This is a genomic window from Hyphomonas sp. UBA4505 (assembly GCF_002388685.1).
GTDB lineage: Bacteria > Pseudomonadota > Alphaproteobacteria > Caulobacterales > Hyphomonadaceae > Hyphomonas.
This window is the reverse complement of record NZ_DGMZ01000011.1, coordinates 19,631-44,251: the sequence shown is the minus strand read 5'-3', so window position 1 is coordinate 44,251 and position 24,621 is coordinate 19,631. Positions and strand designations below refer to the sequence as shown.

The following is a 24,621-nucleotide window of genomic DNA, read 5'->3' as shown; positions in this document are numbered from 1 at the left end:
GGCCCATGAGCATCAAACCCATTCATATTATCGGCGGCGGCATGGCCGGGTCGGAGGCCGCCTGGCAGGCCGCAAATGCAGGCGTGCCCGTCATCTTGCACGAAATGCGCGGCGTCAAAGGCACTGATGCCCACCAGACCGACAAACTGGCGGAGCTGGTCTGTTCCAATTCGTTCCGGTCGGACGATCACGTCTCGAATGCCGTCGGCGTGCTGCATGAGGAAATGCGCCGCGCGAATGGCCTGATCATGCATACGGCAGCCGAGCACCAAGTGCCCGCCGGCAGCGCGCTGGCCGTGGACCGCGAAGGTTTTGCAGAAGCTGTCACTGCCAAGCTGGAAGCCCATCCGAACGTCACCATCATCCGCGAGGAAATCGACGGTATCCCGCCCGAAGACTGGGACAGCGTGATCGTGGCCACCGGGCCGCTCACCTCGCTCAAGCTCGCGGAAGCCATCCACGCCCATACTGGCGAGGATGATCTCGCTTTCTTCGACGCCATCGCGCCAATCGTCTATTTCGACTCCGTCGACATGACCAAGGCTTGGCGCCAGAGCCGCTATGACAAGCCCGGACCCGGCGGAGACACAGCGGCGTATATCAACTGCCCGCTGGATGAAGACCAGTACAATGCCTTCATCGACGCGCTGATCTCGGGCGAGAAGACCGAGTTCAAGGAATGGGAAAAAAACACGCCTTACTTTGAAGGCTGCCTGCCGATTGAAGTCATGGCAGAGCGCGGTCGCGAGACGCTGCGATTCGGACCGATGAAACCGGTCGGCCTGACCAATCCACACCAGCCGGACATCAAGGCGCACGCCATCGTCCAGCTGCGCCAGGACAATGCCCACGGCACCTTGTGGAACATGGTCGGCTTCCAGACCAAGCTGAAATATGGCGCGCAGACCGATATCTTCCGGATGATCCCCGGCCTCGAAAAAGCAGAGTTTGCGCGGCTTGGCGGCATCCATCGCAATACGTTCCTGAATTCGCCGAAACTGCTCGACGAGCAGCTGCGCATGAAAACCCTGCCGCGCTTGCGCTTTGCTGGCCAGGTTACCGGCGTCGAAGGCTATGTCGAAAGCGCGGGCATGGGCTTGCTCGCCGGTCGCTTTGCCGCGGCAGAGCGCCTTGGCCGTCCATTGGCGCCGCCGCCCGAGACGACCGCACTCGGCTCGCTAATCCGCCACATCACCGGCGGACACCTTGAAGGCAAGGCGACGTTCCAACCGATGAACGTGAATTTCGGCCTGTTCCCTGAGATCACCGACTTCCCCAAACACGGGCCCGACGGTAAGCGCCTGCGCGGCAAGGACAAGGGCCGCGCCAAGAAACGCGCGCAGGCCGTACGCGCACTGGAAGACTTTGATTCCTGGCTGTCGGCCACCAGCCTGGTCCCGGCAGAATAAACATGCGCCTCGCCGTCACAGAGCCCGGCGTGCCCGAGATTTTCCATTCGCTACAAGGCGAGGGCGTCTCGGCCGGCAAGCCGAGTGTATTTGTGCGCTTTTCCCAGTGTAACCTGCACTGCCTCTGGTGCGACACGGCCTATACATGGAATTTTCTGGGGACGGAGTTTGCTCATCGCGATGACCTGCCGGGCGCCCCGAAAAAATTCGACCGCACAGCAGAGACCGTCGATGTATCTGTCGACGCCCTGACCGAGAGACTGATCAGCCAGCCTTGCCGCCGCATCATCTTCACCGGTGGTGAACCTTTGCTGCAACAACGCGAACTCGGTGAGTTAATCCAAAATCTCAAAACCTTCGACCCAGAGTTCTATATCGAGATCGAAACCAATGGCACGATCAAGCCTATTGGTCTCGCGGCGGAGCTGATCGACCAGTTCAATGTCTCGCCGAAGCTGGCCCATTCCGGCAATTCGGCCTCAATCCGTCTCAGGCCCGAAGTGCTCGACTTCTATGCGAGCGACCCGCGCGCGAACTTCAAGATCGTCGTCGCAAACCCGTCAGACCTCACAGAAGTTCACGCCCTTGTTGCACAATCCGGTATGCCCACCGGTCGCGTATGGCTGATGCCCGAGGGCCGTACGCCCGCCGAACTTCGTGCGCGAGAAACATGGCTTGCCGAGGCATGTCTTGAAGCTGGCTACAATTTCACTGACCGCCTGCACATCCATCTGTATGGCGATACACGCGGCACCTGAGCCTTATTTGGCCAGCATCCACACAGCCATTGCGATCATCATCAGGTTTTCGGTCAGGGAGACAAAGCCCAGCGGCACATTGCTGTCTCCGCCGACGCAGGCGCATTTCAGGTCTCGCTTCTCGATATAGACCGCACGGAAAACTGATACCGCACCAATCGTGCCGATGAACAGGGCGACCGGCGCCGCCAGAAAGATCAATGCGCCGGCAATCATCAGCACGCCTGCCAGCAATTCCGCAAACGGATAGATATCGGCATACCTGACCCATTTGCGTGCCAGCAGATCGTAGCCGAGAAATGAGTTCGAAAAGCTCTCAAGATCCCGCAATTTCTGGATGGCCAGGATGCACATGCTGATCGCGATGAACCATTCCGCTGCGCGGACGGTCAGCAAGCTGCCATAGGCTGCCCAGCTGACAGCTAGCGCCATCAGCGCAGCCGACGCGAAGATGGCGATGACCGGCTTATAGGTTTTCTTGTCCTTGTCCTTCACAGGCTGGCCGAAGAATTCCTTCAAGGCGTCGTATCCGCCGATCCGCTTTCCGTCGATGAAAGTCTGAGGCGTCGTCTTTACATCATGCTCTCGCTTGAAGGCATCGGTCTCCTCGCGGCTGGTCAGGAGATGATCATCCACCACATACCCTTTGCGGTTCAGAAGCGCCCGGCTTTTCAGCCCGAACGGACAGACATGCGACGGTGTTTTCATCCGGTAGAGATGGGCGACGGGTTTGGTCGTAGACATGGGAAACTCCGATTGTGGACTTCAGACCTTGCCTATATAACCCTTGTACCATGGTACGGTTGCAACACGATCTTCAAATCTCGATTGGAAAATTGGCCAAAGCTGGAGGCGTAGGTGTGGAAACCGTCCGCTATTATCAGCGTCTGGGTCTGATGCCGCTACCGGAGCGCCCACAAGGCAGCGGCGTCTCAGGTGGCATCCGCCAATATGGCCGTGCAGATATGGAACGCCTTCGCTTCATTCGCTCTGCGCAGGCCGCCGGCTTCACGTTGAAGCAAATTGCCCGCCTGATCGAACTCGACGCGATGACAGACCGCACGGAAGCCAGACAAATGGCAACAGATCGCCTCAAGGCGCTGGATGCCCAGATCAACGAGCTACAGCAGGCCCGGGCGTCATTGAAACGGCTTGCGGAAGAATGTGCATATGAGGATGGCGGCCCATGCCCCATCTTGAAGGCGTTCGAGCCCTAGACCTTGCCGCTACGGACCGCCTGCAGCACGCAGAGCCGTTTCTGGATCGCGTTCGGCGTCTTGCCCTCGGTGTAGAGTTTGCGCAGCCGGAAATGCGCAATGGCTGGCCGGATCGGCTTCGGTGCAGGCGGCAGGATCGGGCCGAATGCCTTGGAGTCAGAGCGGCGAGCGGCGGCAAAATAGGGCGCGACGTTCCGGATTTCCTCAGCCCAGTTATGCATCGGCGTCAGCACATGCGCCGCCGTCAGCGCAAGCCAGCCTTCCGGTTCCAATGCCCGGTCCTGCGCTTCAAAGGCAGCCTGATAACCATCAATCAGATCCTGCAAGGCGCGTGCTTTCAGGCGCCCGGCCTCGATCTCTTCTTTCAAGGCCCGCGCGACGTCATGTTCGCGCACTTTGCCCATTTCAATTTCGGAAATTGCATCCCGCCACCATTGGAACCGGATCAGGCCAAGACCCTCTTCCGAAACCACCAGGCGCACCCGTGCCAGCTCGTATGCCAGCGCATAAAGTGCCGTCAGCGCCTGTCGCTGATCGTCCTTCGCATAGCGGCTGGAAATCCAGCGGTCTTCGTCTGCCCGCAGAATCCGCTTGTCGATTGCGGCCCATTGAGATTTGGAAAGAGGGCTAGTCTGGTTTGACATGCAACCCATATGTGGGAAGACGCGTAATTAGACCAGATACTTTGCTGCAAGAAAGGACGCCCAAAATGGCATTTTCCCTCCCTGATCTCCCATACGGACGCGACGCCCTGGCGCCGCACATCTCCGAGGAGACCTTGAACTTTCACCACGGCAAGCACCACGCCGCTTATGTCAACAACCTCAACGGCCTGATCGAGGGCACCGACCTCGAAAACGAGTCGCTCGAATCCATCATCAAGAAAGCCGCAGCCGATAGCGGCAAGGCCGGCCTGTTCAACAATGCGGCCCAGGTCTGGAACCACACATTTTACTGGCACTGCATGAAACCGGGCGGCGGCGGCAAACCGCACGGCAAAGTGGCAGAACTGATCGACCGCGACCTGGGCGGCTACGACCAGTTCGTGAAGGACTTCAAAGCAGCAGGCGGCGGTCAGTTTGGCTCCGGTTGGGCCTGGCTGGTCTACAAGGGCGGCAAGCTGCACATCACCAAGACCCCGAACGCGGAAACGCCGGTCACAGATATCGACGCTACGCCGATCCTGACCATGGATGTCTGGGAGCACGCATACTACCTCGACTACCAGAACAGCCGCCCGAACTATATGGGCGCTTTCCTGGACAATCTCGTGAATTGGGATTTTGCGAACCAGAATCTCGCTGACGCGGGCGCCTGATTTGGGGTAAGGTCCTCTCGTCATATGGACGAGGGGACCGCCCATGTTTTGTACAAATTGCGGACAGAAGCTGGGAGATGGCCACCGCTTCTGCGCCAATTGCGGAACAGCTGTTACAGACGGCGCACACTCCGCCTCACCGCCATCCCTCCCTGCACAGAATGTTGATCCCAGCGTCGATTGGCGCAATTCGATGAATGTGGGAGAGATCATCAACCATCCCGATGTTCGAGCACGGGTCGTCCAAGTCACCGGGGCGACTCCCCAAGGGATGACCGCAGAACAGTTCTTCAAATATGCCGAGCCCGTCATGGCGGCGGCTGGCGCGGGCGGGGTCCCGCTGGCCGCGATGAAAGACATCGCCATCCCGCTTTATGCCAAGCTCGGCCTCAAGATGGACCGCGAACTGTCGCAAGGCTTTCGCAACACGTTCGGCGAAACGCTCGCTGCCGTGGTCTGTTCGCTCGCCAGCCGCAGCCAGCCAATCGTGGATATTTCAGAGGCAGGCGATGGCTGCATCATCAATTCCAAAATGGCCTCTTCTGTCTGGTCCTGGGAGGGCAACATGATCATCACTTTGGAATCCCGTGAGGAAGGCACATTGCTGAAAGGCACGATTACCGTGCCCGGACAGGCATTTGATTGGGGCCGATCCAAGCGCGTGCTGCAAAATCTGATCGATGACGTCCAGCGCTATCGCGTCTGACCTGCGCGCTCTCGGGCGAAAGCTGGGCGGCCCCCCTTCCATTTAGTCACAATTTGGCTTATGTGCAGCGCAACACGACGCTCCGGGCATGGAATTCGCCCGGCCCGCCAAAAGTGCACTAAGGCACTGAACGCGGGAAACTGCGGCCACCAAGGCCGCCGGGTTGAATCAGAAACCATTCCAGGAACCATAACATTGACTGACGTAACATTTGCAGACCTCGGCCTTGGGCCGAACGTACTTAAGGCTGTGGAAGAGGCAGGCTATACCACGCCCACGCCGATCCAGGCCGAAGCCATCCCCCATATCCTCGCCGGCGGCGACGTCACAGGCATCGCGCAAACCGGCACCGGCAAGACGGCGGCCTTCGTGCTCCCCATGATCCATCGCCTTGCGCGCGGACGGGCGAGGGCCCGCATGCCCCGTTGCCTGATCCTCTGCCCGACGCGCGAACTGGCCGCGCAGGTGGCCGAGAATTTCGAGAAATATGGCAAGCACCTGAAACTCACCATGGCCCTGCTCATTGGCGGTGTCAGCTTCAAGGAACAGGAAGGCCTGCTCCAACGCGGTGTCGACGTACTGATCGCCACACCGGGCCGCCTGATGGACCAGTTCGAACGCGGAAAGCTGCTGCTGATGGGGGTCGACTACCTCATCATTGACGAAGCCGACCGCATGCTCGACATGGGCTTCATTCCCGACATCGAGAAGATTGTCTCCAAAATTCCGGCGAAACGGCAGACTCTGCTATTCTCGGCAACCTTCCCGACCGATATTCAGAGACTGGCGAAGACCTTCCAGCGCGACCCGGTCAAGATCGAAGTTGCCCGTCCGACGGACGCCGCCAAGACGATCACACAGCACGTGGTCCACATTCCGACCAATGACGCGAAGGCCAAGCGCACCGCGCTGCGCCGCGTGATCGAGTCCCGCGACGTGAAGAACGGCATCGTCTTCTGTAACCGGAAGGTCGAAGTCGATATCGTCGCGGCCTCTTTGCAAAAGCATGGCCACGACGCCGCCGCCATTCATGGCGACCTGCCGCAGGCCTTCCGCACCCAAGTGCTGCAGCGTTTCCGTGACGGCGACCTGAAGCTGCTCGTAGCGTCGGATGTCGCCGCACGCGGGCTAGACATTCCGGACGTCGGGCATGTCTTCAACTATTCGCCGCCACCCAAAGACGAGGATTATGTTCACCGGATCGGGCGGACCGGCCGCGCCGGGCGTACGGGCGAAAGCTTCACGGTTGTGTCACCGTCGGACGAAAAATCCTGGGGCTTTGTCCTCAAGATGATCCAGCAGGATGTCGAGGACTATATGCCCGAGGGCCTGCTTGAGGAACTCGGAGACCTGCCACCGGATGAAAGTCGCAGCCGCGGCCGTTCCCGGTCAGGCAGTCGTGACGACAAATCACGCGGAGGTCGCTCGCGCAGCCGTCGGCGCGACGAGAACACCGACAAGCTGGAAGAGGCAACTCCCGCCGAGTCCAAGCCTAAGGCCAAGGCTGAAGAGCCCAAGGCAAAGACTGAACCGAAGTCCGATGCCCAGACCGATGATCGCCCGGAAGAGAAGCCAAAGCGCGAGCGTGTGGCGAAGCCAAAACGCGATCGCGAACGGGACCGCAAGCGCAAGGATGACGACCCTATCCTCGATCCGGCTCCTGAAAAGGTCAAAGGCTTCGGCAGCGACATTCCAGCATTCCTGAAACGCTAGTTCGAACAGACCGCAAAAGAAAAAGCCCGCCAGCATTGCCGGCGGGCTTTCTTGTTTCCGGAAACAGAGCCTAGCGCTTGATGCGGCCTTTCACCTGACCCCGGAACTTGTCGCCATAAGGCGGGCGCATCATGGCCAGCATCTCACTGCCCGTTTGCGTGTACACTGACTTCTTGTGACTGAACTCCATGAAGCCGTCCCGACCGTGATAGCTGCCCATGCCGGATGGACCCACACCGCCAAAGGGCAGGTCTTCCTGCGCGACATGGAAGATGACGTCATTCACGGTCACGCCCCCCGACGTCGTATTGTTCAGCACATAATCCTTCTCGGTCGAGTCCTCACCGAAATAGTAAAGCCCAAGCGGCCGGTCATGCGCATTTACATATGCCACCGCATCTTTTGTTTCACCATAAGACTTGATGGGCAGGATCGGACCGAAAATTTCATCCTTCATAACTTTCAAATCATCGCCCGGATTGACGATAATGTGCGGCGGGATCTTGCGGTGCGGCTGTTGGGAGAAGTTCTCTCCCGCCGGAGTGAGCTCGTGGACCTCCGCGCCTTTTTCGCGCGCTTCCTCGATATAGCTCATGATCCGGTCATAATGGCGCTGGTTCACGATTGATGTGTAGTCGTCATTGTCTTTCAGGCCTGACGGATACATCGTCTCAATGGCTTTGGTCGCCGCGCCCACAAATTCTGCGGTCTTTTCCTGCGGCACGAAGGCATAGTCTGGAGCCAGGCAGATTTGGCCTGCGTTCAAAGTCTTGCCCGCCATGATACGGCTTGCCGCTTTTTCCATATTGGCCGACCGCCCGAGGATGACCGGGCTTTTCCCGCCAAGCTCCAGCGTCAGCGGCACGAGATTGTCTGCTGCGGCGCGCATGACGTGGTGCGCAATCGACGTCGCGCCCGTGAAGACCATATGGTCAAAAGCAAGCTTGGAGAATTCCGCGCCCACTTCCGGACCGCCCGTGATGACCGCCACTTCTTCTTCGTCATAATACTGACCAATCAGCTGTTTCATCAGCTCTGAGGTCGCCTCGGTGAATTCCGATGGCTTGATCATCGCGCGATTGCCAGCAGCGAACACGCCCGCCAGCGGCGCGAAGGTCAAATTGACCGGGAAGTTCCAGGGGCTGATCACACCGATCACGCCCTTTGGCTGGAACTGAAGCTCCGCGCGCGAGCCGAGCAAGCCAAGCGGAAATTCGACCTTGCGTTTCTCAGGCCGCATCCATTTGGCGACATGCTTCTTCGAGAATTTGAGCGCGCCGATAGACCCGGCAATATCGGTCAAATTCGACTGGTCCACAGATCGATGGCCAAAATCTTCCCGCATGGCTTCGGCCAGAGCGTCGCCATGCGTCACCAGAAGGTCGATGGACTTGTCCAGCCATTCGATTCGTTTCGAAACGGAGGGAATGCCGTCGCGAATATGTGCGGCTTTCTGGCGGCTCAGTATCGAGCTCATGCCGGATCCGGTAGCACTATCTAGGGCCATGTATTTCTTCCTTTGGGTCGTTTCCTCACCTGAGTGTAACGCGCATTGACCCCTGAACAAAATAAAAAACATTTCCGTTGGGTCAGGCGTTCACGCGGGCCAGACGACACAATAGGGTGTAAAAAAACGTCCATCGGGAGCGGAACACATGGCCTACACAAAAATTTCCTATGAGCTGAAAGGCGACATCGCCGTCATCAGCTTTGATGATCCAAGCACGCTGAATGCCTGCGGCGTCGATACAGCGCAGGAATTGCTCCACGCATTCGAAGTGGCAGCGGACGAGGCGCGTTGCACTATTCTGACCGGCTCAGGTCGTGGCTTCTGTTCCGGCGCGAATCTCGGCCCCGGCGGTCTCAGCGTACAACTCAGCCATGAAGGCTCCAAGCCAGATGCGGGGCGCGCCCTCACAACGCACTACAATCCGCTGATGCAGGCCATCAAGGAACATCCGCATCCGGTCATTACTGCCGTGAATGGTCCCGCTGCTGGCGTCGGCTGTTCACTCGCACTTGTTGGCGACATCGTGGTTTGCGCCCAGAGCGCCTATTTCCTTCAAGCCTTCCGCCGCATAGGCCTCGTACCAGATGGCGGATCGACGTGGCTTCTGGCCCGCACGATCGGCCGCGTGCGCGCAATGGAAATGGCGCTGTTCGGCGATAAGGTCCCTGCGGAAAAAGCGTTGGAATGGGGCATGGTCAATCGCATCGTTGAGGATGACCAATTGATGCCCACGGCTTTGGAAATGGCCGAGAAGTTGGCAACCGGCCCGACCATCGCCCTGTCTCTGGCACGCGAGCTGATCTGGAAAGCCTGCGAATCCGACTTCGACGAAGCCATCTACGACGAGCGCATCGCTCAACGCACTGCTGGGCGCACGGATGACTTCAAGGAAGGCGTTACCGCATTCCTCAAGAAACGCCCGGCAGAGTTTAAAGGGAAGTAGCCGGAAGGTTTATTTTTTGCCGTCCGTTTTCTCTTAACAATTGCGAAACGGCTTTGTCATATCCCTGTCCAAATTGGACGGGGACATTTCAATGACGACGGAATACCGATTGATTCACTTCAATTGCGCGCGCCCATTAGGCGCGTTCAACATGGAGAATGAATTCGTCCGGGTATTCATGGCAATTTTGCCCCGTATCTTCACTGACGCGGACTCGTTTGACGGCATGCATTGGCATACGCACGGCATCCGGCGCCCAAATGGTGACTGGTATGGCATGCAAGATGCCTTTCCTTATCCCCGCGACATGGCTGCGCCGGATGTGTGCACCATGGCTGGCTGGACATCGATCGAAGCCCTGAAAGAGTTCTCTTACAATGGACGCACACACCCACCCGGGATGCGCCGTCTGTCCGACAGTCTGGACCGCAGTGACGGGGCCAGCTTCGTACTCTGGTGGGCCCCGCGGGGTGAGCGCTTCTCGATGCAGGATGGCTGGGAGAGGCTGCAATCCCTGAGGCAGAACGGTCCGACAGAATCTGCGTTTTCCCTTGAGCGCCCGATCCGCAAACCGGTGGCAGCCTGATGCTGACACGGAGACTTGCACTCGGGCTTTTGGCGTCGATCCCATTAGCGGCGTGCGCCTCGTCGCCTGCGCCAGATGCCCGCCAAATCTATCTGGTCCGCCACGCAGAGAAAGCCGCCGGAGACGATCCGGACCTGACGGTTGTCGGTCGGGCCAGGGCTGATATTCTCGCAAACGAATTGAAGCAGGCCGGCCTTACAGCGATCTACTCAACCGATACCCGGCGCACGCGACAGACAGCTCTTCCAATTGCCAAGGCCACTGGCCTCACCGTGCTGCCCTATGACGCCGGCAATCTGGAGACCTTTGCGAACATGCTCCGCGCGACGCCCGGAAACATCCTCGTCGTGGGCCATTCCAACACCACGCCCGAACTCGTCAAAGCACTCGGCGGCAAACCCGGCGCGCCGATTGTCGAGGCCACTGAGTATGACCGCCTTTATGTACTGACTTCCAAAGGCCGCGGATTCCAGACAGAAATCCGCCGCTATGGAAACTAGCTCCGTCAGGCTGGAAGGCCCAGCCGATAGACGCCCTTGAACACATCCGGATCCTCGACAGGTTTGCCTTTCCGATAGATCAAGACTGTGCCCGCCTTGTGCAGGCGCACGGCTTCTGCCCGCACATCCTTCAGCACACGTTGAAAATTCGCATCACTCACGGCGCGCGCTGCCTGTTCAGCACTGATCGTCTTGCCCGGACCAGCTTCTGTGGTCAGATCTAGAATCGCCTGCCTGACCGGGTTCGCTTTCTCCTCGCTCACCAGTCCACCGCCGCATAAACGAGTTGCTGCAATTGTGGCCTGATCGGATAGGTGCCTGAAGGGATCATCTGTGTCGCCTGGATGACGACCATTTCTTCTTCCGGGTCGATCCAGAAGAAGGTGGACGCAAGGCCACCCCAGCTGAAATTGCCCAGACTGGAAGGCTGCATCGAGGCAACCGGATCAGTCAGCACAGAGCCCCCGAGCCCGAAGCCATTGCCTTCCATCCGCGCCTCGGAGAATGTTTTGTCGCCCATCTCCTTGATCGTCTTGCCATCCGGAAGATGATTTTGGCGCATGAACTCCCACGTCTTCGGGCTGATGATGCGGGCGCCGTCCAGCGTACCGCCACGCATCAACATCAGGCAAAAACGGTGATAATCCCGCACGGTAGAGGCCAGACCGCCGCCAGCATTCAGCAGTTTCGGACGCTTGCTATAGAGCTTCGATTCCTTGCCAGCGGCATCGGACATCGATATCTCGCCAGTCAACGGATGCTTGTTGTAGCATGCCATCAACCGGTCAATCTTGTTCTCCGGCACCCAGAAGTCGGTATCATCCATGCCAAGTGGACCAAAGATACGTTCCCGGAAGAACTCATCGAGAGGTTGCCCCGCAACGATTTCGACGATCGCGCCGAGCACGTCAATGGAATGCCCATATCCCCATTGTGTACCAGGCGAGAAGGAGAGCGGCAGTTTCGCGATCCGCTGGCTCATTTCCAGCAAGGTTTCGGTCGGCGCACCGATCTTGTGCTTGCGATAGATCGCGTCAGGTTCGTCCTGCATCAGGAAGCCGTACGTGATTCCCGATGTATGCGTGAACAAGTCCAGGATTGTCATCGGGCGGTCAGGTGCGCGGGTCGTATAATCCTCGCGATTGCCTCCGTCGAAAACCTGGACGTCCGCGAACTCGGGAATGAAGCGCGACACTTCATGGTCCAGGCGCAACTTGCCCTCCTCGAACAGCATCATCGCCGCCAGCGACGTGACTGGCTTGGTCATGGAATAGATTCGGAAGATCGTATGCGGACCGATCGGTTCGCCTTCGCCAATATGCGTGGTGCCGGAATAATCCTCCAGCGCCACCTCGCTCCCGCGTGACACCAATGTCGCCACGCATGGTAATTTGCCTCGGTCGATATAGTTCTGCTGGAAATATTGCGGAATGGCTGCAAGCCGTTCGGCATTCAGGCCCACATCATGCGGGTCGGTCAAATCGTGTTCGAACATGGCCTAAAGTCTCCCGGCTTTGGCCGCCTTGGCCAATTCGCGTGCGATGATGATCTGCTGGATCTGGCTGGTGCCTTCATACAGGCGGAAGATGCGCACGTCGCGGTAGAACCGCTCGATGCCATAGTCGGAGACATAGCCTGCGCCGCCAAACACCTGCACCGCACGATCAGCCACCCGGCCGCACGCCTCGGTGGCAAACAGTTTCGTGGAAGAGGCGAGTAGGGTGACATCCTCGCCCGCATCGCGCCGACGCGCGGCATCCATGATCATGCATTCCGCCGCATAAGTCTCAGCCTGGCTGTCAGCGATCATCGCCTGGATCATCTGGTGGTTCATGATGGCCGTGCCGAATTGCTTCCGCTCGAGGGCATAATTCACCATCTCGCGGATCAGGCGTTTCGACACGCCCGTCGCTACGGCTGAGATGTGCAGGCGTCCCTTGTCGAGCACACTCATCGCAACCTTGAAGCCCTCGCCTTCCTTGCCGATGATGTTCTCGGCTGGCACGCGGGCATCTTCGAAGATCACGTCACAAATGTGCGCGCCCTGCTGGCCCATCTTCTTTTCCGGCACGCCAACCGACACGCCCGGTGTGTTGCGCTCCACGACAAAGGCTGACACGCCCTTTGGGCCCGGCGTATCCACATCGGTCCGCGCCATGACTGTGAACAGGTCCGCCTTGTTGGCATTGGTGATGTAGCGCTTGGTGCCGTTCAGCACATAATGATCGCCGTCACGGATTGCCTTTGTGGTCAGGCTGCCCGCATCAGAGCCCGCTTCCGGCTCGGTCAGCGCAAAGCTCGCAATCAGATCGCCTGACGCGATGCCCGGCAGCCATTTTTCCTTCTGCGCGTCGGTCCCGAACAGGACGAGCGCCTGGCTCCCAATACCGATATTCGTGCCGGCCACACTGCGGAAGGCTGGAGAGGTCTGGCCGAGTTCAAACGCCACCAGCGCCTCGGTCTCCATGTCCAGCGCGAGGCCGCCATACTCTTCCGGCACCGCAATGCCGAACAGGCCGAGATTCTTCATCTCATCGACCACAGCCTGCGGAACTTCGTCCTCGTCGCCCACTTGCGCCTCGATCGGCACGCATTTCTCGGTCACGAAGCGGCGGACCTGCTCGATCAGCGCCGCGCGGATTTCGGCATCGAATGCCATACGATTTCCTCCGATTATATACCTTCCCGCGTAATCTATGCCCCAACGGCACGCTTGTCGAAGGGTGACTGTGCGGTATCGTGCCGGAAAAACAGCAGGGAGGCGGAATGACCGCAGAAACAGTCCAAACCGGGGAGTTTGCCGGCTGGCAGACATGGCCCGACGAGCCGTTTGAACACGATGCCGCCGGTCCGTTCTATTTCAAGATTGACGATGATGGCCCGGTCGCGGCCTTTCGGGCACAACGCAAGCATATGAATGCGGGCGGCGTGATGCATGGCGGCTGCCTGATGGCGTTCGGTGACTTCTCCCTGTTCGCGATCGCGCATGACGGCATGGAGGGCGAATATGGAGTCACGGTCGCCTTCACGTCTGAATTTCTGGATGGCGCGCTGGAAGGCGAATATATCGAGGCGCGCGGCGAAGTGCTCCGCAAGGGGGGCTCCATCACCTTCGTGCGCGGCCTTGTCACCGCGAATGGCCGCCCCGTCCTCAACTTCTCCGGCACAATCAAGAAACGAAAGAAACGCACATGAGCCACCCGCCATATCAGGATCTCTCGCGCTCCATTGAAGGCAAGACCGCACTCATTACCGGCGCCGCCAGCGGCATGGGCCGCGCCACCGCCCACCTGTTCGCCCGCCAAGGCGCCAACGTCGCCGTGACAGACCTCAAGCAGGAAAATGTCGATGTCGTTGTTCAGGAAATCCGTGATGCTGGCTTCGCCAATGTGCAGGGCTGGGCGCTGGACGTCAGCGACAAGGACGCGATCAAGCGCGTCGTGGACGAGACGGCCGCGCATTTCGGCGGGCTGGAAATTCTCGTGAACAATGCCGGCTTCGCCAGGATGGCTGACGTTGCCGAGGAAAGCTATGAAGACGCATGGGCCGACAGCATAAATGTCATGCTGACCTCCCACCAGCGCGCCATCCGCGCAGCGCTCCCTTACATGCGCAAGGCAGGCTTTGGTCGCATCGTGAATATTGCGTCCACGGAAGGCCTTGGCGCCACGCCGGGCAATTCACCCTATGTCGCAGCCAAACATGGCGTCATCGGCCTGACCCGCGGGCTCGCCGTCGACCTTGGTCGTGAAGGCATCACCGTCAATGCGATCTGCCCCGGCCCGATCCATACGGGCATCACCGCTGGCATCCAGGACGAGCACAAGGAAATCTACGCCAAGCGCCGCGTGCCTTTGCGCCGTTACGGCATCCCGGAAGAGGTGGCCAATATGACGCTATCTCTCGTCCTGCCAGCGGCCAGCTTCCTGACCGGCGTGCATATCCCGGTCGATGGCGGGATGAACATCAAGAACGCCTAGCCCGCAAAACCGCGTGCCTTCATGGCGTCGTACCAGCGACCGAGATTCTCGTGCTCCTTGTGCGGCGCCCATTTCATGACGCGGCAGAAGCCACAGGTGATGAACAGCGTAATGTCCGCAATCGAGAACCGGTCAGCCGCGAGGAATTCGTGGTCGGCGAGATGTGCATTGAACCGCTCGGCCATGCGCTTGGCGTTCTTCTCGCCCTTGGCAGCGGCCTCGGCGCTCTGCGGGACTTCCAGCGGCGCCATCATCTCATGCGCATTGCGGAACCAGGTCGCGAACTGCACCATGAACATCAGCTCGACCCGGCGATCCCACATCTCGATCAGGGCCTTTTCCTTCGCGTCTGTTCCCATCAGGTTCGGCTCCGGGAAGACATTCTCGAAATAAGTACAAATCGCCCGGCTTTCGGTGATCTTGGTCCCATCATCCAGCACCAGCGCCGGCACCTGCGCAAACGGAGAGACCTCGCGATATTCCTTCGTCCGGTGCTCCTGTTTCATGATGGAGACTTCTTCCAGATCCACCGCGTCCAACTTGCCTTTCGCGCGCAGGAAAAAGACAACCCGGTCCGGATTGGGGGCCATGGGGCTATGATAGAGTTTCATCGGTTTCCTCCTAGAATGTTTTTCTCATGCCCAGCGTCGCATTCAGAGGTTCGCCAGGGAAGTAGCGTTCATTGCCAAAGGCGAGATCTGCCCGGTCGGCATATTTTTCGTCTGTCAGATTCCGCACGATCAGGAACAACTCGGCCGTCTCGCTGAGGGCCCACGCGCCCCGCGCGCCCAGCACGGTGTGGCCGGGGTAAGTGGTCGTGTTCGCGGGATCCACGAAATACTCGCCGACATGATCAACCTTCAGTGACAGTTTGATCGCGTCCGTCGCCTGCCAGTCCAGTGAGACATTGGCCAGCCATTCCGGCGCCGTGTCGATCTCATTGCCGTCGCGGATGGTCTCGGTGCCGGAGCCGGTGATCCGGTCGAATGTATAGGTCTGGTTAGACCAGCTGGCCGAGCCGGACACGCTCAGGACAGGCGTCAGCTCAAATGCCGCGGAGGCTTCCACGCCCTTGTGCTCGGTCGCCCCATCCGGAACGTTCAGCCCGTCACTGTCGCGGAAGAAGAAATTGTCCTTCTCCATCCAGTAGGCCGCAACATCATATACCAGCCGACCGTTCAGCGCATTGCCCCGCGCGCCAATCTCGACGCTGTCGAGCGTCTCTTCCTTCACCTGCCCGGCCACTTGCAGGATTTGCAGGCGGTAGAGATCAGAGGCCTGTGGCGCGCGCTCGCCGCGGGCATAGTTCGCATAAAGATCGGTCACCTCCGTTACCGACCAGATCAGGCCCAACTTCGGCGTCAGGAGGTCAAAGTTATCGGTCCGGTCATCCGGCACATTGAACCGGCCATTGATGCCGGGCGCCACATCGGTCGAATAGTCATACTCATGCGCTTCCGCGCGCAGCCCAGCCAGCACGTGCACATCCTCACCCAGCGCAAAATCCAGCTCTCCCCAGACCGCCCCCATCAACGTGTTGACGGTGTAGTCATAGTGTTTGCCTTGCGGGAAACGCGAGTCGCCCGGAAAGAAGCCGAACGGTTCGGGCTGGATTTCAGTCAGCCAGCCGCTTGCGACATCAACATCCGCGCCCACGCGCCAGGTCAGGCTGTCGGAAGCCTCCCGCTCAAAGCGCGCCATCACACCCCCACCGGTCGAGCCATTCTTCTCCACGCCACCATTCGGCAGGAAGTGCTGTGCAAAGATCATCGACTGGGTGTGCGCATACGGCGTCAGGGTCAGCGTGCCGCCGCTGAGGTTTCGAGACAGCCGCGCGCCTGCCCGCGCCGACCACGCATCGCGGTAGGCTTCCGGGTTCGGATTGGATTTGGCAATGTCCTCATCCTTGTAGGCATCCGGCCCCTGTGCAAAGCCGGCCGTTTCCTGGTTGAGGTTTGACGCGGTGAGCCATGTCGTCGTGTCCCAGTCGCCCAGCATCCAGTCGCCGACCAGTGTCAGCTTCTGCTGGTCGACGCCGGTATTGTCGCGCCAGCCGGTATCCTTTTGTAGCGACACCGCCGCCAACCAGTGCTCTCCCTCGTCCAGCGTCACATCCGTGCGCCAGCGACCGAGTGTGCCATAGCTCGCGACCACCTGGCCGCCGCTGCCGACTTCCGGCAAGATGACATTGACCAGTCCGTGCACGGCGTTGGAACCGTATTTCGCACTGCCCGGCCCGCGCACGACTTCAATCCCGCTCGCCACTTCATGATGTGGCTCGAACAGACTGTTGACGTTGCCAAAAGCGGGCGAGCGCACCGGGACGCCATTCTCCATGATCAGGAAACTTCCCTGCCCGGCCCCGCCGGTCAGGACGGGTGAGCGGATTGCAACCAGATGCTCCTGCCCGGAATTCATCTGAATGTTCACACCGGGTAATTTATTCAGGATTTCCGCCGGATGATCGGCGAGGATCTCGTCGATCTCAGCAGCGTCCAGACCCGCAAGGCTCCCAGGATCGGTCTCTGTCCGATCACCCCAGACGCTCACCGGCGCCAAGCGTTCCTGTGCCAAAGAAGGCATAGCCGTTGCCATACCGCAGGCGGCCAGCAACCCAATTCGAAATCGTCTCATCTTCATATCCCGCACTCGTGCCAATCCCAGCCCTGAAGTCTAGGCCTGACCGTGCGGGAGGCGAGCGGAAAGATCAGCCACCCACACCTGCAAATAGCTGATATGGCAGCGCCCCGACCACCGCGCCAGAGAGACACGTCGCCAGCGTCCCCGCCAATAGCGTCCGCCAAGCCAGCGCCAGGAAATCATCCCGCCGCGCCGGTTCCACAATGCTCAGGCCGCCAATCAGGATGCCCATGGAGCCGAAATTCGCAAAACCGCAAATGGCGTGCGCCGTGATGATGCGCGTGCGCGGGTCCATTGCGTCCTGAGGCACTTCAGCGAGTTGCAGGAAGGCCACGAATTCGGTCAGCACCGTCTTCACGCCCATCAGCGAGCCCGATTGCGCCGCCTCGCCCATCGGCACGCCGATCATGTACATCAGCGGCGCGAAGATCCAGCCAAGGATACGCTCAATGGAGAGCGGTGCACCCGCCACATCCGGGAATGCGCCCAGCCCTGCATTGACCAGCCAGAGCAGCGCCAGCGCCGCGATCAGCATGGTCGCAATGTTCAGCACGATCTTCAGGCCGTCAGAGGCGCCCGTCGAAAAAGCATCCATCGTGGAAGAATAGCTGAAATCAGGTTCCTTCATCCGCTCGGTCGCGGGCGTCGTCTCCGGAATCAGGCAGAGCGCCACGGCCACCGCTGCCGGGGCCGCCATGATGGAGGCGGTCAGCAATTGTGCCAGCGGATTGTCCATCTTGCCTTCAAGGAACGCCCCATACACCACAAGCACACTGCCTGCGATGGTCGCAAAGCCCGCCGTCATCATGATCAGCAGCTCAGACCGGGTCATACCCTTGATGTAGGGCCGGATCAGAACCGGCGCCTCGGTCATGCCCATGAACACATTGGCCGACACGGCGAGAGACGTCGCCCCGCCAAGGCCCATCGCGCGCTGAAAGATATAGGCGAACCCGTTTGTGACCCATTGAAGGATGCGCCAGTGCCAGAGAATGGCGGACAGCGCGGCAACGACGATCACGATTGGCAGAATCTGGAAGAAGAACAGCGGCGGCGGCGACCCATCCATCAATTGCTGCGCGGCCACATTGTCACCGACATACCCGAACACAAAGCTGGTGCCGGCCCGCGTCGCATTTTGCAGGCCATCGACCACGTCATTGGCCTTGAACAGGATCGCCCGTACAAAGGGGATGCCAAACAGGATCAGCGCAAACACGAATTGCATGATCGTCGCGCCGATGATCAGCCGGAACGGAAACAGTTTCCGCTTCTCTGACAACACCCAGCACACACCATAGATCAGCAAGATGCCGAGCAGTGCCCGCGCATTGTCCCAGCCCCATTCATACCCTGCGATGGAAAGCATTCGCCGCTCCCTTTCCCCAAAACTGTCACATTCAGGCTTAGCCGCGCCGTGGCCGAAGGGGAAGCATTCTTGTGCTCTACCGGGTGCAACTCCCCCAGCCTGCCCATCCTTCGACTTCCCTCACGACGAGCACTGTAATCTGGCAGCAGTGTGCAGACTCATCCTGAGCGAAGTCGAAGGATGGGCGAAGTCGAAGCACCGACGCGGAAGACCAGAGCCCGGCCCTCTCCCAACGTCCGGCTTGCGCGGCGCCCACCCGGCTGCTCAATTGGCGCGCATGGAAACACTCATCCCCATCGCGCAACAGATCGCAAACACGCTCAAGGCCCGCGGCGAGACCGTGGCCATTTCGGAATCCTCGGCTGGCGGCCTCATCTCGGCGGCGCTACTCGCCGTGCCCGGCGCCTCGACCTATTATCGCGGGGGTGGCGTCATTTACACGCCCAAGGCATTCAAGCATCTGCTCGGCCTGACACGGGAAGATATTGGCGACATGCGCTCCTCGACCGAGCCCTATGCCCGTCTGCTGGCCAACACCATTCGCGGCAAGCTCGCCGCCGATTGGGGGCTCTGCGAAACCGGCGCCTCCGGCCCAACCGGCAATGGCTATGGCGACGCCCCGGGCCACACCTGCATCGCCGTAGTCGGCCCGAACCGGTTCGAGATCTCCACCACTTTGGAGACCGGCCTCAGCGACCGCCCGGAAAACATGCGCCTCTTTGCAAAAGAGACGCTCGAAGTCTTCCTGGCGGCGCTGGGCTGATACCTAGCCCAGCTTGCAGACGCAGAGCTTGTTGCCGTCGGGGTCCCGGAAATAGGCACCGTAGAAGTTTGGCAGGCGTTGGCCCGGCTCGCCTTCACAGGTGCCGCCCATTTCTAGCGCTTTCTTGTAGGCGCGGTCGACGGTCTCATTATCCTTGCAGCCAAGCGCTGGCATGACGCCATTGCCGGCAGAGGCGGCTTCGCCATCATAAGGACCGCCAATCGCGATCATCGGCTGGCCGGGGCCGGTGCCATAGAATTGCAGCCGGTCATTGGCGAAGACGCGTTGCCCGCCCAGCTCCCCCATGACCGCGTCATAGAATTCGACGGCCTTGTCCTTGTCGTTTGATCCCAGTGTTACATAAGCCAGCATGACGATCCTCCCTGGATACTTTTCTTCGGCTGGCCGAAACGCAATCACGGCGCGGCAATCCGCGCAAGAGGTGACGCTACGGGTATGCTTGACGTTTACGTCAGCGTTTGGTCTGACACGAGGCAGAACAGTCAAGGAATGAGGAATAGTCCCATGTCAGATATCCGTTTCGACGATCGCGTCGCCATTGTCACCGGAGCCGGCGGCGGTCTCGGCCGTTGCCACGCGCTGGAACTCGCCCGCCGCGGCGCGAAAGTTGTCATCAACGACCTCGGCGGCACGCTGGACGGCACCGGCGGTAATTCCGAAGCGGCCGAAGCCGTTGTGAAGGAAATCGAGGCCATGGGCGGCGAAGCCATCGCGAACGGATCGTCGGTTTCCGACGAGGCTGGCGTCAAGAAGATGATCGATGACACGATGGCCAAGTGGGGCCGCATCGACATCATCATCGCGAATGCCGGAATCCTGCGCGACAAATCTTTCTCCAAGATGACCCAGGCCGACATCGATCTCGTAATTGACGTCCATCTGCGCGGCAGCTTCATGCCGGTCCACGCAGCCTGGAACATCATGAAAGAGCAGAATTTCGGCCGCATCGTCGTGACCACATCCTCGACCGGCCTCTACGGCAATTTCGGCCAGGCCAACTATGGCGCTGCCAAGCTCGGCGTGGTGGGCATGATGAACACGCTGAAAATTGAAGGCGCGAAAAACAACATTAAAATCAACGCGGTCTGCCCGATTGCTGCAACTCGCATGACCGAAGGCCTGATGCCCGACGAAGTGCTCGCCCAGCTCAAGCCGGAATATGTCACGCCCGGCGTGATGAACCTCGTCAAGGATGAAGCCCCGACCGGCATGATCCTGTCAGCCGGTGCCGGTGCCTTCTCGATGGCGCGCATCGTTGAGACCGAAGGCGTGTTCGTTGGCCAGGGTGAAGGTCTGTCGGCTGAAGCCGTTGCGGCGAAATGGGACCAGATCACCGATGTCTCGACCACGAAGCCTGCCTTCCAGTCTGGCGGCGAGCACGGCCAGAACATCTTTGCGGCTGTCGCAGCCGGCATGAAAGGCTAGGCTCCGGCTTGCCAAATCTGCGATTGGGGCGCAGGTACTTCCTGTAAACAGGGAGATCATCATGCGCCTCATCGCTCTTGTTTTGTCTATCACGCTCCTCACCGGCTGTGCCTGGTTCGAGAAGCCCCCGGAAGACCTGCCGCCGGTTGAAGCGGAGGCTCCGCCCCCCGCTCCAGAAGCGCCAGATGACACGCCTGCTCTGCCTCTGACCGCCGGAGTCGGAGAGACCTGTGGCGGCATAGCGGCCGTTGCGTGCGAAGATGGCTTGTTCTGCAAAATGGATGACGGGGCCTGCCGCAACATCGCAGATGCGGCCGGCGTCTGCACCGAAGTCCGCTCGATGTGCACGCGCGAATATCGCCCGGTCTGCGGCTGTGACGGGAAGACCTATGGCAACAAGTGCGAAGCCCACGCCGCGATGACAAGCATCGCCAGCGAAGGCCCCTGCATGCTGGAAACGTCTGAGGAGTAATACCTCAGACTATTCCTGCATCGCCTTGAGATACATGGAATTTACCGGCTTCGAGAAGACGCGCTCGACCATCGGGATGAAGAATTCCAGCGGCTCGCTCTCATAGTCCGGATCGAACGCGGCTTGGTCGTAGAGATGGCAGAACTGCGCGCAATATTCGTAATGCGGACTGTCCTTGAAATGCTCCCGCAGATTCCGGTCCAGCCCGATATGGTGGAAGAAGTAATAGCCCTGGAACGCGCCATGATTGGCCACCATCCAGAGATTGGCCTCTGACACGAACGGCTTCAGGATCGCGGCGGCCACATCCGGATGATTGTAGCTGCCCAGCGTGTCGCCAATATCGTGAAGCAGCGCGCAGACCACATATTCCTCGTCGCGGCCGTCGCGATGCGCGCGGGTCGCGGTCTGGATGGAATGTTCCAACCGGTCGATCGGGAAGCCACCATAATCGCCATCGAGCAGGCGCAGATGGTCGATCACGCGCTTGGCGAGCCCCTTGTTGAAGCTCTTGGAATGCTCAACGATGATATCCCAATCATCCTTGGTGCCTTCCAGCATTTCGCGAAACTTCGCGCGTTCGCCCATGTCGTGTCCGTCGGCCATGCTTTCCTCCTGATATTTTCAGGCAGAATACACCGATGACGCCCGCGTCACAAATGGAAACGCCCCCGAAGCCATAAGCTTCGAGGACGCCTCTATCCGATGCTGGCCTGCACTCAGTCCCAGAGAGAGCCAAGTGCCAAACGCTGGCGCCAGGTAGTGCGCGGTGGCACATGCGCAGGCCCGCAATCCGGACAGACATGATCGTGCAACCGCTGGGACAAGGCCCAGGCGGATTCCCCGGTCCTGACACCAACCGCGGTGAGCACATCGATCAGCTGACGCAAATGCGCGTCACTCAGATCGTCATTGCCCTTCAGCAACGCCTCGGCCAGTCTCCAGCCGGCCACATCCTGGCGCAAGGCCAGAGCCACCGGCGGGCTGGACGATTTGCGAACCGCGTAAACCGCCATCCGGCCCATGGCGAGGTCGGCGGCAAAGTCTCGCAAGCAATTGCGGAACTCCAACGCCATCTCGTTCAGCGCCTTTCGGGTCCGGACCGGTTCGAACCAGTCCGGCAGGGCGGGTGGAGCCAGCACCCGTCCAAACTCGACCGGCTGCAGAGCTTCGGCGGCCATGTCGAACAGGACTAACGGGCTGTTTGCACGCTCCCAACGCTGGACCAGACGAGACGCTCCGCTCGCCCCGTGGATTAGCCGTGCGAGCTGGTAGGCTGCGGCAAGGTCTTCCACAGCTTGGGGCGTTTCGGGCAAGTTCGCCACGATACCCGGAACCCGCAAGGCTTCCGGCACCGCCACGATCACGCCCAGACGATCTGCTCGAATCTGCGGCATGTGCCGCAAGACTTTCACCGCTTCAGGATCTGCAAACAGGCTGAGGAAGTTGGCATAGTCACCCACCTCCCACAATTGTTCACCCATCCGGCCGAGTGCCTTCATCAGGCCGCCCGGCGCATCGCCGCTCATCAGGATACGCGCAAGCTCGGCGTCGCGGGCGCGTTCCACCACTCGCACGATATCCATGCCATCATCGCTGGTGCTGCTCCAACGCCGCTCCAGCAGAATTGCCGCCGCATGGCGCCGTGCCGACGGCAGGGTCAGGAACCCGGCATGCGGCACAGGCCAGAAACGAGCAATCCGCTCTGCGTGGGGGCCGGCAATATAGCCCAACAATGGCGTCGCTGCCGACGGCTTGCCAAACAGCAAGACACCAGCACGGGTCATGGGCGCGCCCATGATCCACCTCCTTTCACATCTTCCGACAACTGAACTCTTCAGAAACGGACTATCGAAACTCAATCTGTGATTATATCAGGAGGCGACCGGCCAATGCGCGGGAGCCGCTGATAGCGCTCCCCGCATCTGCAAGGAGCTGTTTGTCGTGTTACAACTCAGCTTCATCTTGTTTCTTTCGGTTGGTCTGCCAAGCCTTCCGTAAACGCACGAACGGCCTGACAGGAATTGGGCGCATAATCCAAAGCGCGACAATGTGTCAACCTTTGACGCAAACGATTTGTTTCAACGTGTGAACCACCTCCACCAGATCAGTCTGCGCCGCCATGACTGCGTCGATGTCCTTGTAGGCCATTGGCGTTTCGTCAATCACGCTGGAATCTTTCCGGCATTCGACGCCATCCGTTGCCGCCCGGTGGTCCTCGACCGAGAACCGCCGCTTGGCTTCAGTCCGGCTCATGGCACGGCCTGCCCCGTGCGAGCACGAGCAGAAGGAGTCGACATTGCCCTTTCCGCGAACAATGAAGGATTTCGCCCCCATTGAACCGGGAATGATCCCCAGTTCGTCCTTCCCGGCACGGACGGCCCCCTTGCGGGTCACCCAGATGTCCGCCCCGAAATGGTGTTCCCGCTCCACATAATTGTGGTGGCAGTTCACCGCCTCCTTCTCCAGCGAGAAGGCCGGAAAATGCTCACGCAAGGCAAACAGGACACGGTCCATCATCACCTCGCGGTTCAGGCGAGCATAGTCCTGCGCCCAGCTGACCGCATAGGTATAGTCGTCGAACAGGTCTTCTCCTTCAACAAAGAAGGCGAGATCCTTGTCCGGGACATGATAGCCCAGCACGCGCCGCTCCAGTGCCTCACGCGCCTCCCGGATAAAGTAGGTGCCAAGAATGTTCCCGGTCCCGCGCGATCCCGAGTGCAGCATGACCCAAACACGGTCCACTTCATCGAGACACAGTTCGATGAAATGGTTCCCGCCGCCAAGCGTCCCCAGCTGTTTGGCGAAGGCCGTCCGCTGGATGCGCTTGTGCTTCTTCAGGATCACGTCGAGCCGCTCCGCCATGCCGGAGGCCCGAAGCGCCGTGGCTGCACGCGCCGGAGTTTCCTTGTGGCTGCCACCGCGCCCATTTCCCACAGGCACCTTGCGTTCGATCTCACTACGGATGGCCGACAAGCTATCAGGCAAGTCATTTGCCGTCAGGCTCGTCCGGATGGCCATCATCCCACAGCCAAGATCGACTCCGACCGCCGCCGGGATGATCGCCCCCTTGGTGGGAATGACCGAGCCGACCGTTGCGCCGCGCCCGAAGTGGACATCGGGCATCACGGCAAGGTGGCTGTGAATGAACGGCAAGCCTGCAACATTCTCAAGCTGTGTACGGGCTTGTGGTTCTACAGGCACACCCTTTACCCAGGCCTTGATACGTCCGCCGGCGCGGGTTTCGATCACTTCAAATTCACTCATTGGTCTCAGCTTCGTTTCACGAAG

General features: G+C 59.8%; 27 protein-coding genes. 14 read left to right on the top strand and 13 right to left on the bottom strand.

What is annotated here, in order from left to right:
* Window positions 1-5: 5 nt before the first annotated feature.
* Both trmFO and B3527_RS07455 read left to right on the top strand, forming a co-directional pair.
* Window positions 6-1,409: a methylenetetrahydrofolate--tRNA-(uracil(54)-C(5))-methyltransferase (FADH(2)-oxidizing) TrmFO gene (trmFO, locus tag B3527_RS07460; RefSeq protein WP_206992523.1), complete on the top strand. Its 1,404-nt coding sequence runs from the start codon at window positions 6-8 to the stop codon at window positions 1,407-1,409.
* A 2-nt stretch (window positions 1,410-1,411) separates the two neighbouring features.
* On the top strand, window positions 1,412-2,167 hold the full coding sequence (locus tag B3527_RS07455; protein WP_290479082.1) for a 7-carboxy-7-deazaguanine synthase QueE: 756 nt from the start codon (window positions 1,412-1,414) through the stop codon (window positions 2,165-2,167).
* 3 nt (window positions 2,168-2,170) lie between these two features.
* Here the strand turns inward: B3527_RS07455 and B3527_RS07450 are convergent, their stop codons facing one another.
* On the bottom strand, window positions 2,171-2,911 hold the full coding sequence (locus B3527_RS07450; protein ID WP_290479083.1) for a glutaredoxin: 741 nt from the start codon (window positions 2,909-2,911) through the stop codon (window positions 2,171-2,173).
* A gap of 50 nt (window positions 2,912-2,961) precedes the next feature.
* Here B3527_RS07450 and B3527_RS07445 point away from each other — a divergent pair, with 50 nt between their 5' ends.
* On the top strand, window positions 2,962-3,384 hold the full coding sequence (locus B3527_RS07445; RefSeq protein WP_206992520.1) for a MerR family DNA-binding protein: 423 nt from the start codon (window positions 2,962-2,964) through the stop codon (window positions 3,382-3,384).
* Here the strand turns inward: B3527_RS07445 and B3527_RS07440 are convergent.
* A complete protein-coding gene (locus tag B3527_RS07440; RefSeq protein ID WP_206992519.1) occupies window positions 3,381-4,028 on the bottom strand; it encodes a squalene/phytoene synthase family protein in 648 nt (215 codons plus the stop codon). The two genes, B3527_RS07445 and B3527_RS07440, sit on opposite strands and share 4 nt — an antisense overlap.
* Window positions 4,029-4,093: 65 nt before the next feature.
* Here B3527_RS07440 and B3527_RS07435 point away from each other — a divergent pair, with 65 nt between their 5' ends.
* From B3527_RS07435 to B3527_RS07425, 3 genes are all read left to right on the top strand, one after another.
* Entirely contained in the window at window positions 4,094-4,702 is a 609-nt protein-coding gene (locus B3527_RS07435; protein WP_206992518.1) for a superoxide dismutase, read from the top strand.
* A 43-nt stretch (window positions 4,703-4,745) separates the two neighbouring features.
* On the top strand, window positions 4,746-5,408 hold the full coding sequence (locus B3527_RS07430) for a zinc ribbon domain-containing protein (RefSeq protein WP_290479084.1): 663 nt from the start codon (window positions 4,746-4,748) through the stop codon (window positions 5,406-5,408).
* Window positions 5,409-5,603: 195 nt separating this feature from the next.
* Window positions 5,604-7,121, top strand: coding sequence for a DEAD/DEAH box helicase (locus B3527_RS07425; RefSeq protein ID WP_290479085.1), 1,518 nt, complete (start codon window positions 5,604-5,606; stop codon window positions 7,119-7,121).
* A 70-nt stretch (window positions 7,122-7,191) separates the two neighbouring features.
* Here B3527_RS07425 and B3527_RS07420 read toward each other — a convergent pair whose 3' ends face one another.
* Entirely contained in the window at window positions 7,192-8,628 is a 1,437-nt protein-coding gene (locus B3527_RS07420; protein ID WP_290479086.1) for a coniferyl aldehyde dehydrogenase, read from the bottom strand.
* Window positions 8,629-8,776: 148 nt separating this feature from the next.
* On the opposite strand from B3527_RS07420, the gene B3527_RS07415 reads away from it, so the two are divergent.
* From B3527_RS07415 to B3527_RS07405, 3 genes are all read left to right on the top strand, one after another.
* Entirely contained in the window at window positions 8,777-9,574 is a 798-nt protein-coding gene (locus tag B3527_RS07415) for an enoyl-CoA hydratase/isomerase (protein ID WP_206992514.1), read from the top strand.
* A gap of 91 nt (window positions 9,575-9,665) precedes the next feature.
* Window positions 9,666-10,160 (top strand): DUF3291 domain-containing protein, encoded by a 495-nt coding sequence (locus B3527_RS07410; protein ID WP_206992513.1) that lies wholly within the window; start codon window positions 9,666-9,668, stop codon window positions 10,158-10,160.
* Window positions 10,160-10,660 (top strand): SixA phosphatase family protein, encoded by a 501-nt coding sequence (locus B3527_RS07405; RefSeq protein WP_206992512.1) that lies wholly within the window; start codon window positions 10,160-10,162, stop codon window positions 10,658-10,660. The genes B3527_RS07410 and B3527_RS07405 overlap by 1 nt, the downstream gene beginning before the upstream one ends.
* Before the next feature lie 5 nt (window positions 10,661-10,665).
* Here B3527_RS07405 and B3527_RS07400 read toward each other — a convergent pair whose 3' ends face one another.
* The 3 genes from B3527_RS07400 to B3527_RS07390 are packed head-to-tail and all read right to left on the bottom strand — an operon-like array spanning window position 10,666 to window position 13,319.
* Complete coding sequence (locus B3527_RS07400) at window positions 10,666-10,923, bottom strand: DUF3253 domain-containing protein (RefSeq protein WP_290479087.1); 258 nt, start codon at window positions 10,921-10,923, stop codon at window positions 10,666-10,668.
* Window positions 10,920-12,155 (bottom strand): serine hydrolase domain-containing protein, encoded by a 1,236-nt coding sequence (locus tag B3527_RS07395; RefSeq protein WP_290479088.1) that lies wholly within the window; start codon window positions 12,153-12,155, stop codon window positions 10,920-10,922. The genes B3527_RS07400 and B3527_RS07395 overlap by 4 nt, the downstream gene beginning before the upstream one ends.
* Window positions 12,156-12,158: 3 nt before the next feature.
* Complete coding sequence (locus B3527_RS07390; RefSeq protein WP_290479089.1) at window positions 12,159-13,319, bottom strand: acyl-CoA dehydrogenase family protein; 1,161 nt, start codon at window positions 13,317-13,319, stop codon at window positions 12,159-12,161.
* A 107-nt stretch (window positions 13,320-13,426) separates the two neighbouring features.
* Here B3527_RS07390 and B3527_RS07385 point away from each other — a divergent pair, with 107 nt between their 5' ends.
* Entirely contained in the window at window positions 13,427-13,855 is a 429-nt protein-coding gene (locus B3527_RS07385) for a PaaI family thioesterase (protein ID WP_206992510.1), read from the top strand.
* On the top strand, window positions 13,852-14,640 hold the full coding sequence (locus tag B3527_RS07380) for an SDR family NAD(P)-dependent oxidoreductase (protein WP_290479090.1): 789 nt from the start codon (window positions 13,852-13,854) through the stop codon (window positions 14,638-14,640). Before B3527_RS07385 ends, B3527_RS07380 begins: the two co-directional genes overlap by 4 nt.
* On the opposite strand, the gene B3527_RS07375 is transcribed toward B3527_RS07380, so the two are convergent.
* From B3527_RS07375 to B3527_RS07365, 3 genes are all read right to left on the bottom strand, one after another.
* Window positions 14,637-15,251 (bottom strand): glutathione S-transferase family protein, encoded by a 615-nt coding sequence (locus tag B3527_RS07375; RefSeq protein WP_290479091.1) that lies wholly within the window; start codon window positions 15,249-15,251, stop codon window positions 14,637-14,639. The genes B3527_RS07380 and B3527_RS07375 overlap by 4 nt on opposite strands.
* Window positions 15,252-15,261: 10 nt before the next feature.
* The gene (locus B3527_RS07370; RefSeq protein ID WP_290479092.1) at window positions 15,262-17,274 is read right to left on the bottom strand and encodes a TonB-dependent receptor; all 2,013 of its coding nucleotides are present in this window, start codon (window positions 17,272-17,274) and stop codon (window positions 15,262-15,264) included.
* Window positions 17,275-17,347: 73 nt separating this feature from the next.
* Entirely contained in the window at window positions 17,348-18,649 is a 1,302-nt protein-coding gene (locus tag B3527_RS07365) for a NupC/NupG family nucleoside CNT transporter (protein WP_206992507.1), read from the bottom strand.
* A 277-nt stretch (window positions 18,650-18,926) separates the two neighbouring features.
* On the opposite strand from B3527_RS07365, the gene B3527_RS07360 reads away from it, so the two are divergent.
* Window positions 18,927-19,412, top strand: coding sequence for a CinA family protein (locus B3527_RS07360; RefSeq protein WP_290479093.1), 486 nt, complete (start codon window positions 18,927-18,929; stop codon window positions 19,410-19,412).
* 3 nt (window positions 19,413-19,415) lie between these two features.
* Here the strand turns inward: B3527_RS07360 and B3527_RS07355 are convergent, their stop codons facing one another.
* A complete protein-coding gene (locus tag B3527_RS07355; protein ID WP_034814168.1) occupies window positions 19,416-19,784 on the bottom strand; it encodes a VOC family protein in 369 nt (122 codons plus the stop codon).
* 153 nt (window positions 19,785-19,937) lie between these two features.
* On the opposite strand from B3527_RS07355, the gene B3527_RS07350 reads away from it, so the two are divergent.
* Both B3527_RS07350 and B3527_RS07345 read left to right on the top strand, forming a co-directional pair.
* Window positions 19,938-20,858: an SDR family NAD(P)-dependent oxidoreductase gene (locus B3527_RS07350; RefSeq protein WP_206992504.1), complete on the top strand. Its 921-nt coding sequence runs from the start codon at window positions 19,938-19,940 to the stop codon at window positions 20,856-20,858.
* Between the two features lie 61 nt (window positions 20,859-20,919).
* Window positions 20,920-21,330: a Kazal-type serine protease inhibitor family protein gene (locus B3527_RS07345; RefSeq protein ID WP_290479094.1), complete on the top strand. Its 411-nt coding sequence runs from the start codon at window positions 20,920-20,922 to the stop codon at window positions 21,328-21,330.
* 9 nt (window positions 21,331-21,339) lie between these two features.
* Here B3527_RS07345 and B3527_RS07340 read toward each other — a convergent pair whose 3' ends face one another.
* The 3 genes from B3527_RS07340 to B3527_RS07330 all read right to left on the bottom strand — a co-directional run bounded on the left by B3527_RS07340 (window position 21,340) and on the right by B3527_RS07330 (window position 24,597).
* Window positions 21,340-21,936, bottom strand: coding sequence for an HD domain-containing protein (locus B3527_RS07340; protein WP_206992502.1), 597 nt, complete (start codon window positions 21,934-21,936; stop codon window positions 21,340-21,342).
* A gap of 113 nt (window positions 21,937-22,049) precedes the next feature.
* Window positions 22,050-23,129: a hypothetical protein gene (locus B3527_RS07335; protein ID WP_290479095.1), complete on the bottom strand. Its 1,080-nt coding sequence runs from the start codon at window positions 23,127-23,129 to the stop codon at window positions 22,050-22,052.
* Window positions 23,130-23,385: 256 nt separating this feature from the next.
* Window positions 23,386-24,597 (bottom strand): RtcB family protein, encoded by a 1,212-nt coding sequence (locus B3527_RS07330; protein WP_290479096.1) that lies wholly within the window; start codon window positions 24,595-24,597, stop codon window positions 23,386-23,388.
* Window positions 24,598-24,621: the final 24 nt, after the last annotated feature.

Bases quoted from the DNA above. Each gene is read 5' to 3' on its own strand.
- trmFO (WP_206992523.1), top strand. From the start codon at position 6: ATGAGCATCAAACCCATTCATATTATCGGCGGCGGCATGGCCGGGTCG.
- B3527_RS07455 (WP_290479082.1), top strand. From the start codon at position 1,412: ATGCGCCTCGCCGTCACAGAGCCCGGCGTGCCCGAGATTTTCCATTCG.
- B3527_RS07450 (WP_290479083.1), bottom strand. From the start codon at position 2,911: ATGTCTACGACCAAACCCGTCGCCCATCTCTACCGGATGAAAACACCG.
- B3527_RS07445 (WP_206992520.1), top strand. From the start codon at position 2,962: ATGGTACGGTTGCAACACGATCTTCAAATCTCGATTGGAAAATTGGCC.
- B3527_RS07440 (WP_206992519.1), bottom strand. From the start codon at position 4,028: ATGTCAAACCAGACTAGCCCTCTTTCCAAATCTCAATGGGCCGCAATC.
- B3527_RS07435 (WP_206992518.1), top strand. From the start codon at position 4,094: ATGGCATTTTCCCTCCCTGATCTCCCATACGGACGCGACGCCCTGGCG.
- B3527_RS07430 (WP_290479084.1), top strand. From the start codon at position 4,746: ATGTTTTGTACAAATTGCGGACAGAAGCTGGGAGATGGCCACCGCTTC.
- B3527_RS07420 (WP_290479086.1), bottom strand. From the start codon at position 8,628: ATGGCCCTAGATAGTGCTACCGGATCCGGCATGAGCTCGATACTGAGC.
- B3527_RS07415 (WP_206992514.1), top strand. From the start codon at position 8,777: ATGGCCTACACAAAAATTTCCTATGAGCTGAAAGGCGACATCGCCGTC.
- B3527_RS07410 (WP_206992513.1), top strand. From the start codon at position 9,666: ATGACGACGGAATACCGATTGATTCACTTCAATTGCGCGCGCCCATTA.
- B3527_RS07405 (WP_206992512.1), top strand. From the start codon at position 10,160: ATGCTGACACGGAGACTTGCACTCGGGCTTTTGGCGTCGATCCCATTA.
- B3527_RS07395 (WP_290479088.1), bottom strand. From the start codon at position 12,155: ATGTTCGAACACGATTTGACCGACCCGCATGATGTGGGCCTGAATGCC.
- B3527_RS07390 (WP_290479089.1), bottom strand. From the start codon at position 13,319: ATGGCATTCGATGCCGAAATCCGCGCGGCGCTGATCGAGCAGGTCCGC.
- B3527_RS07385 (WP_206992510.1), top strand. From the start codon at position 13,427: ATGACCGCAGAAACAGTCCAAACCGGGGAGTTTGCCGGCTGGCAGACA.
- B3527_RS07380 (WP_290479090.1), top strand. From the start codon at position 13,852: ATGAGCCACCCGCCATATCAGGATCTCTCGCGCTCCATTGAAGGCAAG.
- B3527_RS07375 (WP_290479091.1), bottom strand. From the start codon at position 15,251: ATGAAACTCTATCATAGCCCCATGGCCCCCAATCCGGACCGGGTTGTC.
- B3527_RS07370 (WP_290479092.1), bottom strand. From the start codon at position 17,274: ATGAGACGATTTCGAATTGGGTTGCTGGCCGCCTGCGGTATGGCAACG.
- B3527_RS07365 (WP_206992507.1), bottom strand. From the start codon at position 18,649: ATGCTTTCCATCGCAGGGTATGAATGGGGCTGGGACAATGCGCGGGCA.
- B3527_RS07360 (WP_290479093.1), top strand. From the start codon at position 18,927: ATGGAAACACTCATCCCCATCGCGCAACAGATCGCAAACACGCTCAAG.
- B3527_RS07355 (WP_034814168.1), bottom strand. From the start codon at position 19,784: ATGCTGGCTTATGTAACACTGGGATCAAACGACAAGGACAAGGCCGTC.
- B3527_RS07350 (WP_206992504.1), top strand. From the start codon at position 19,938: ATGTCAGATATCCGTTTCGACGATCGCGTCGCCATTGTCACCGGAGCC.
- B3527_RS07345 (WP_290479094.1), top strand. From the start codon at position 20,920: ATGCGCCTCATCGCTCTTGTTTTGTCTATCACGCTCCTCACCGGCTGT.
- B3527_RS07340 (WP_206992502.1), bottom strand. From the start codon at position 21,936: ATGGCCGACGGACACGACATGGGCGAACGCGCGAAGTTTCGCGAAATG.
- B3527_RS07335 (WP_290479095.1), bottom strand. From the start codon at position 23,129: ATGGGCGCGCCCATGACCCGTGCTGGTGTCTTGCTGTTTGGCAAGCCG.
- B3527_RS07330 (WP_290479096.1), bottom strand. From the start codon at position 24,597: ATGAGTGAATTTGAAGTGATCGAAACCCGCGCCGGCGGACGTATCAAG.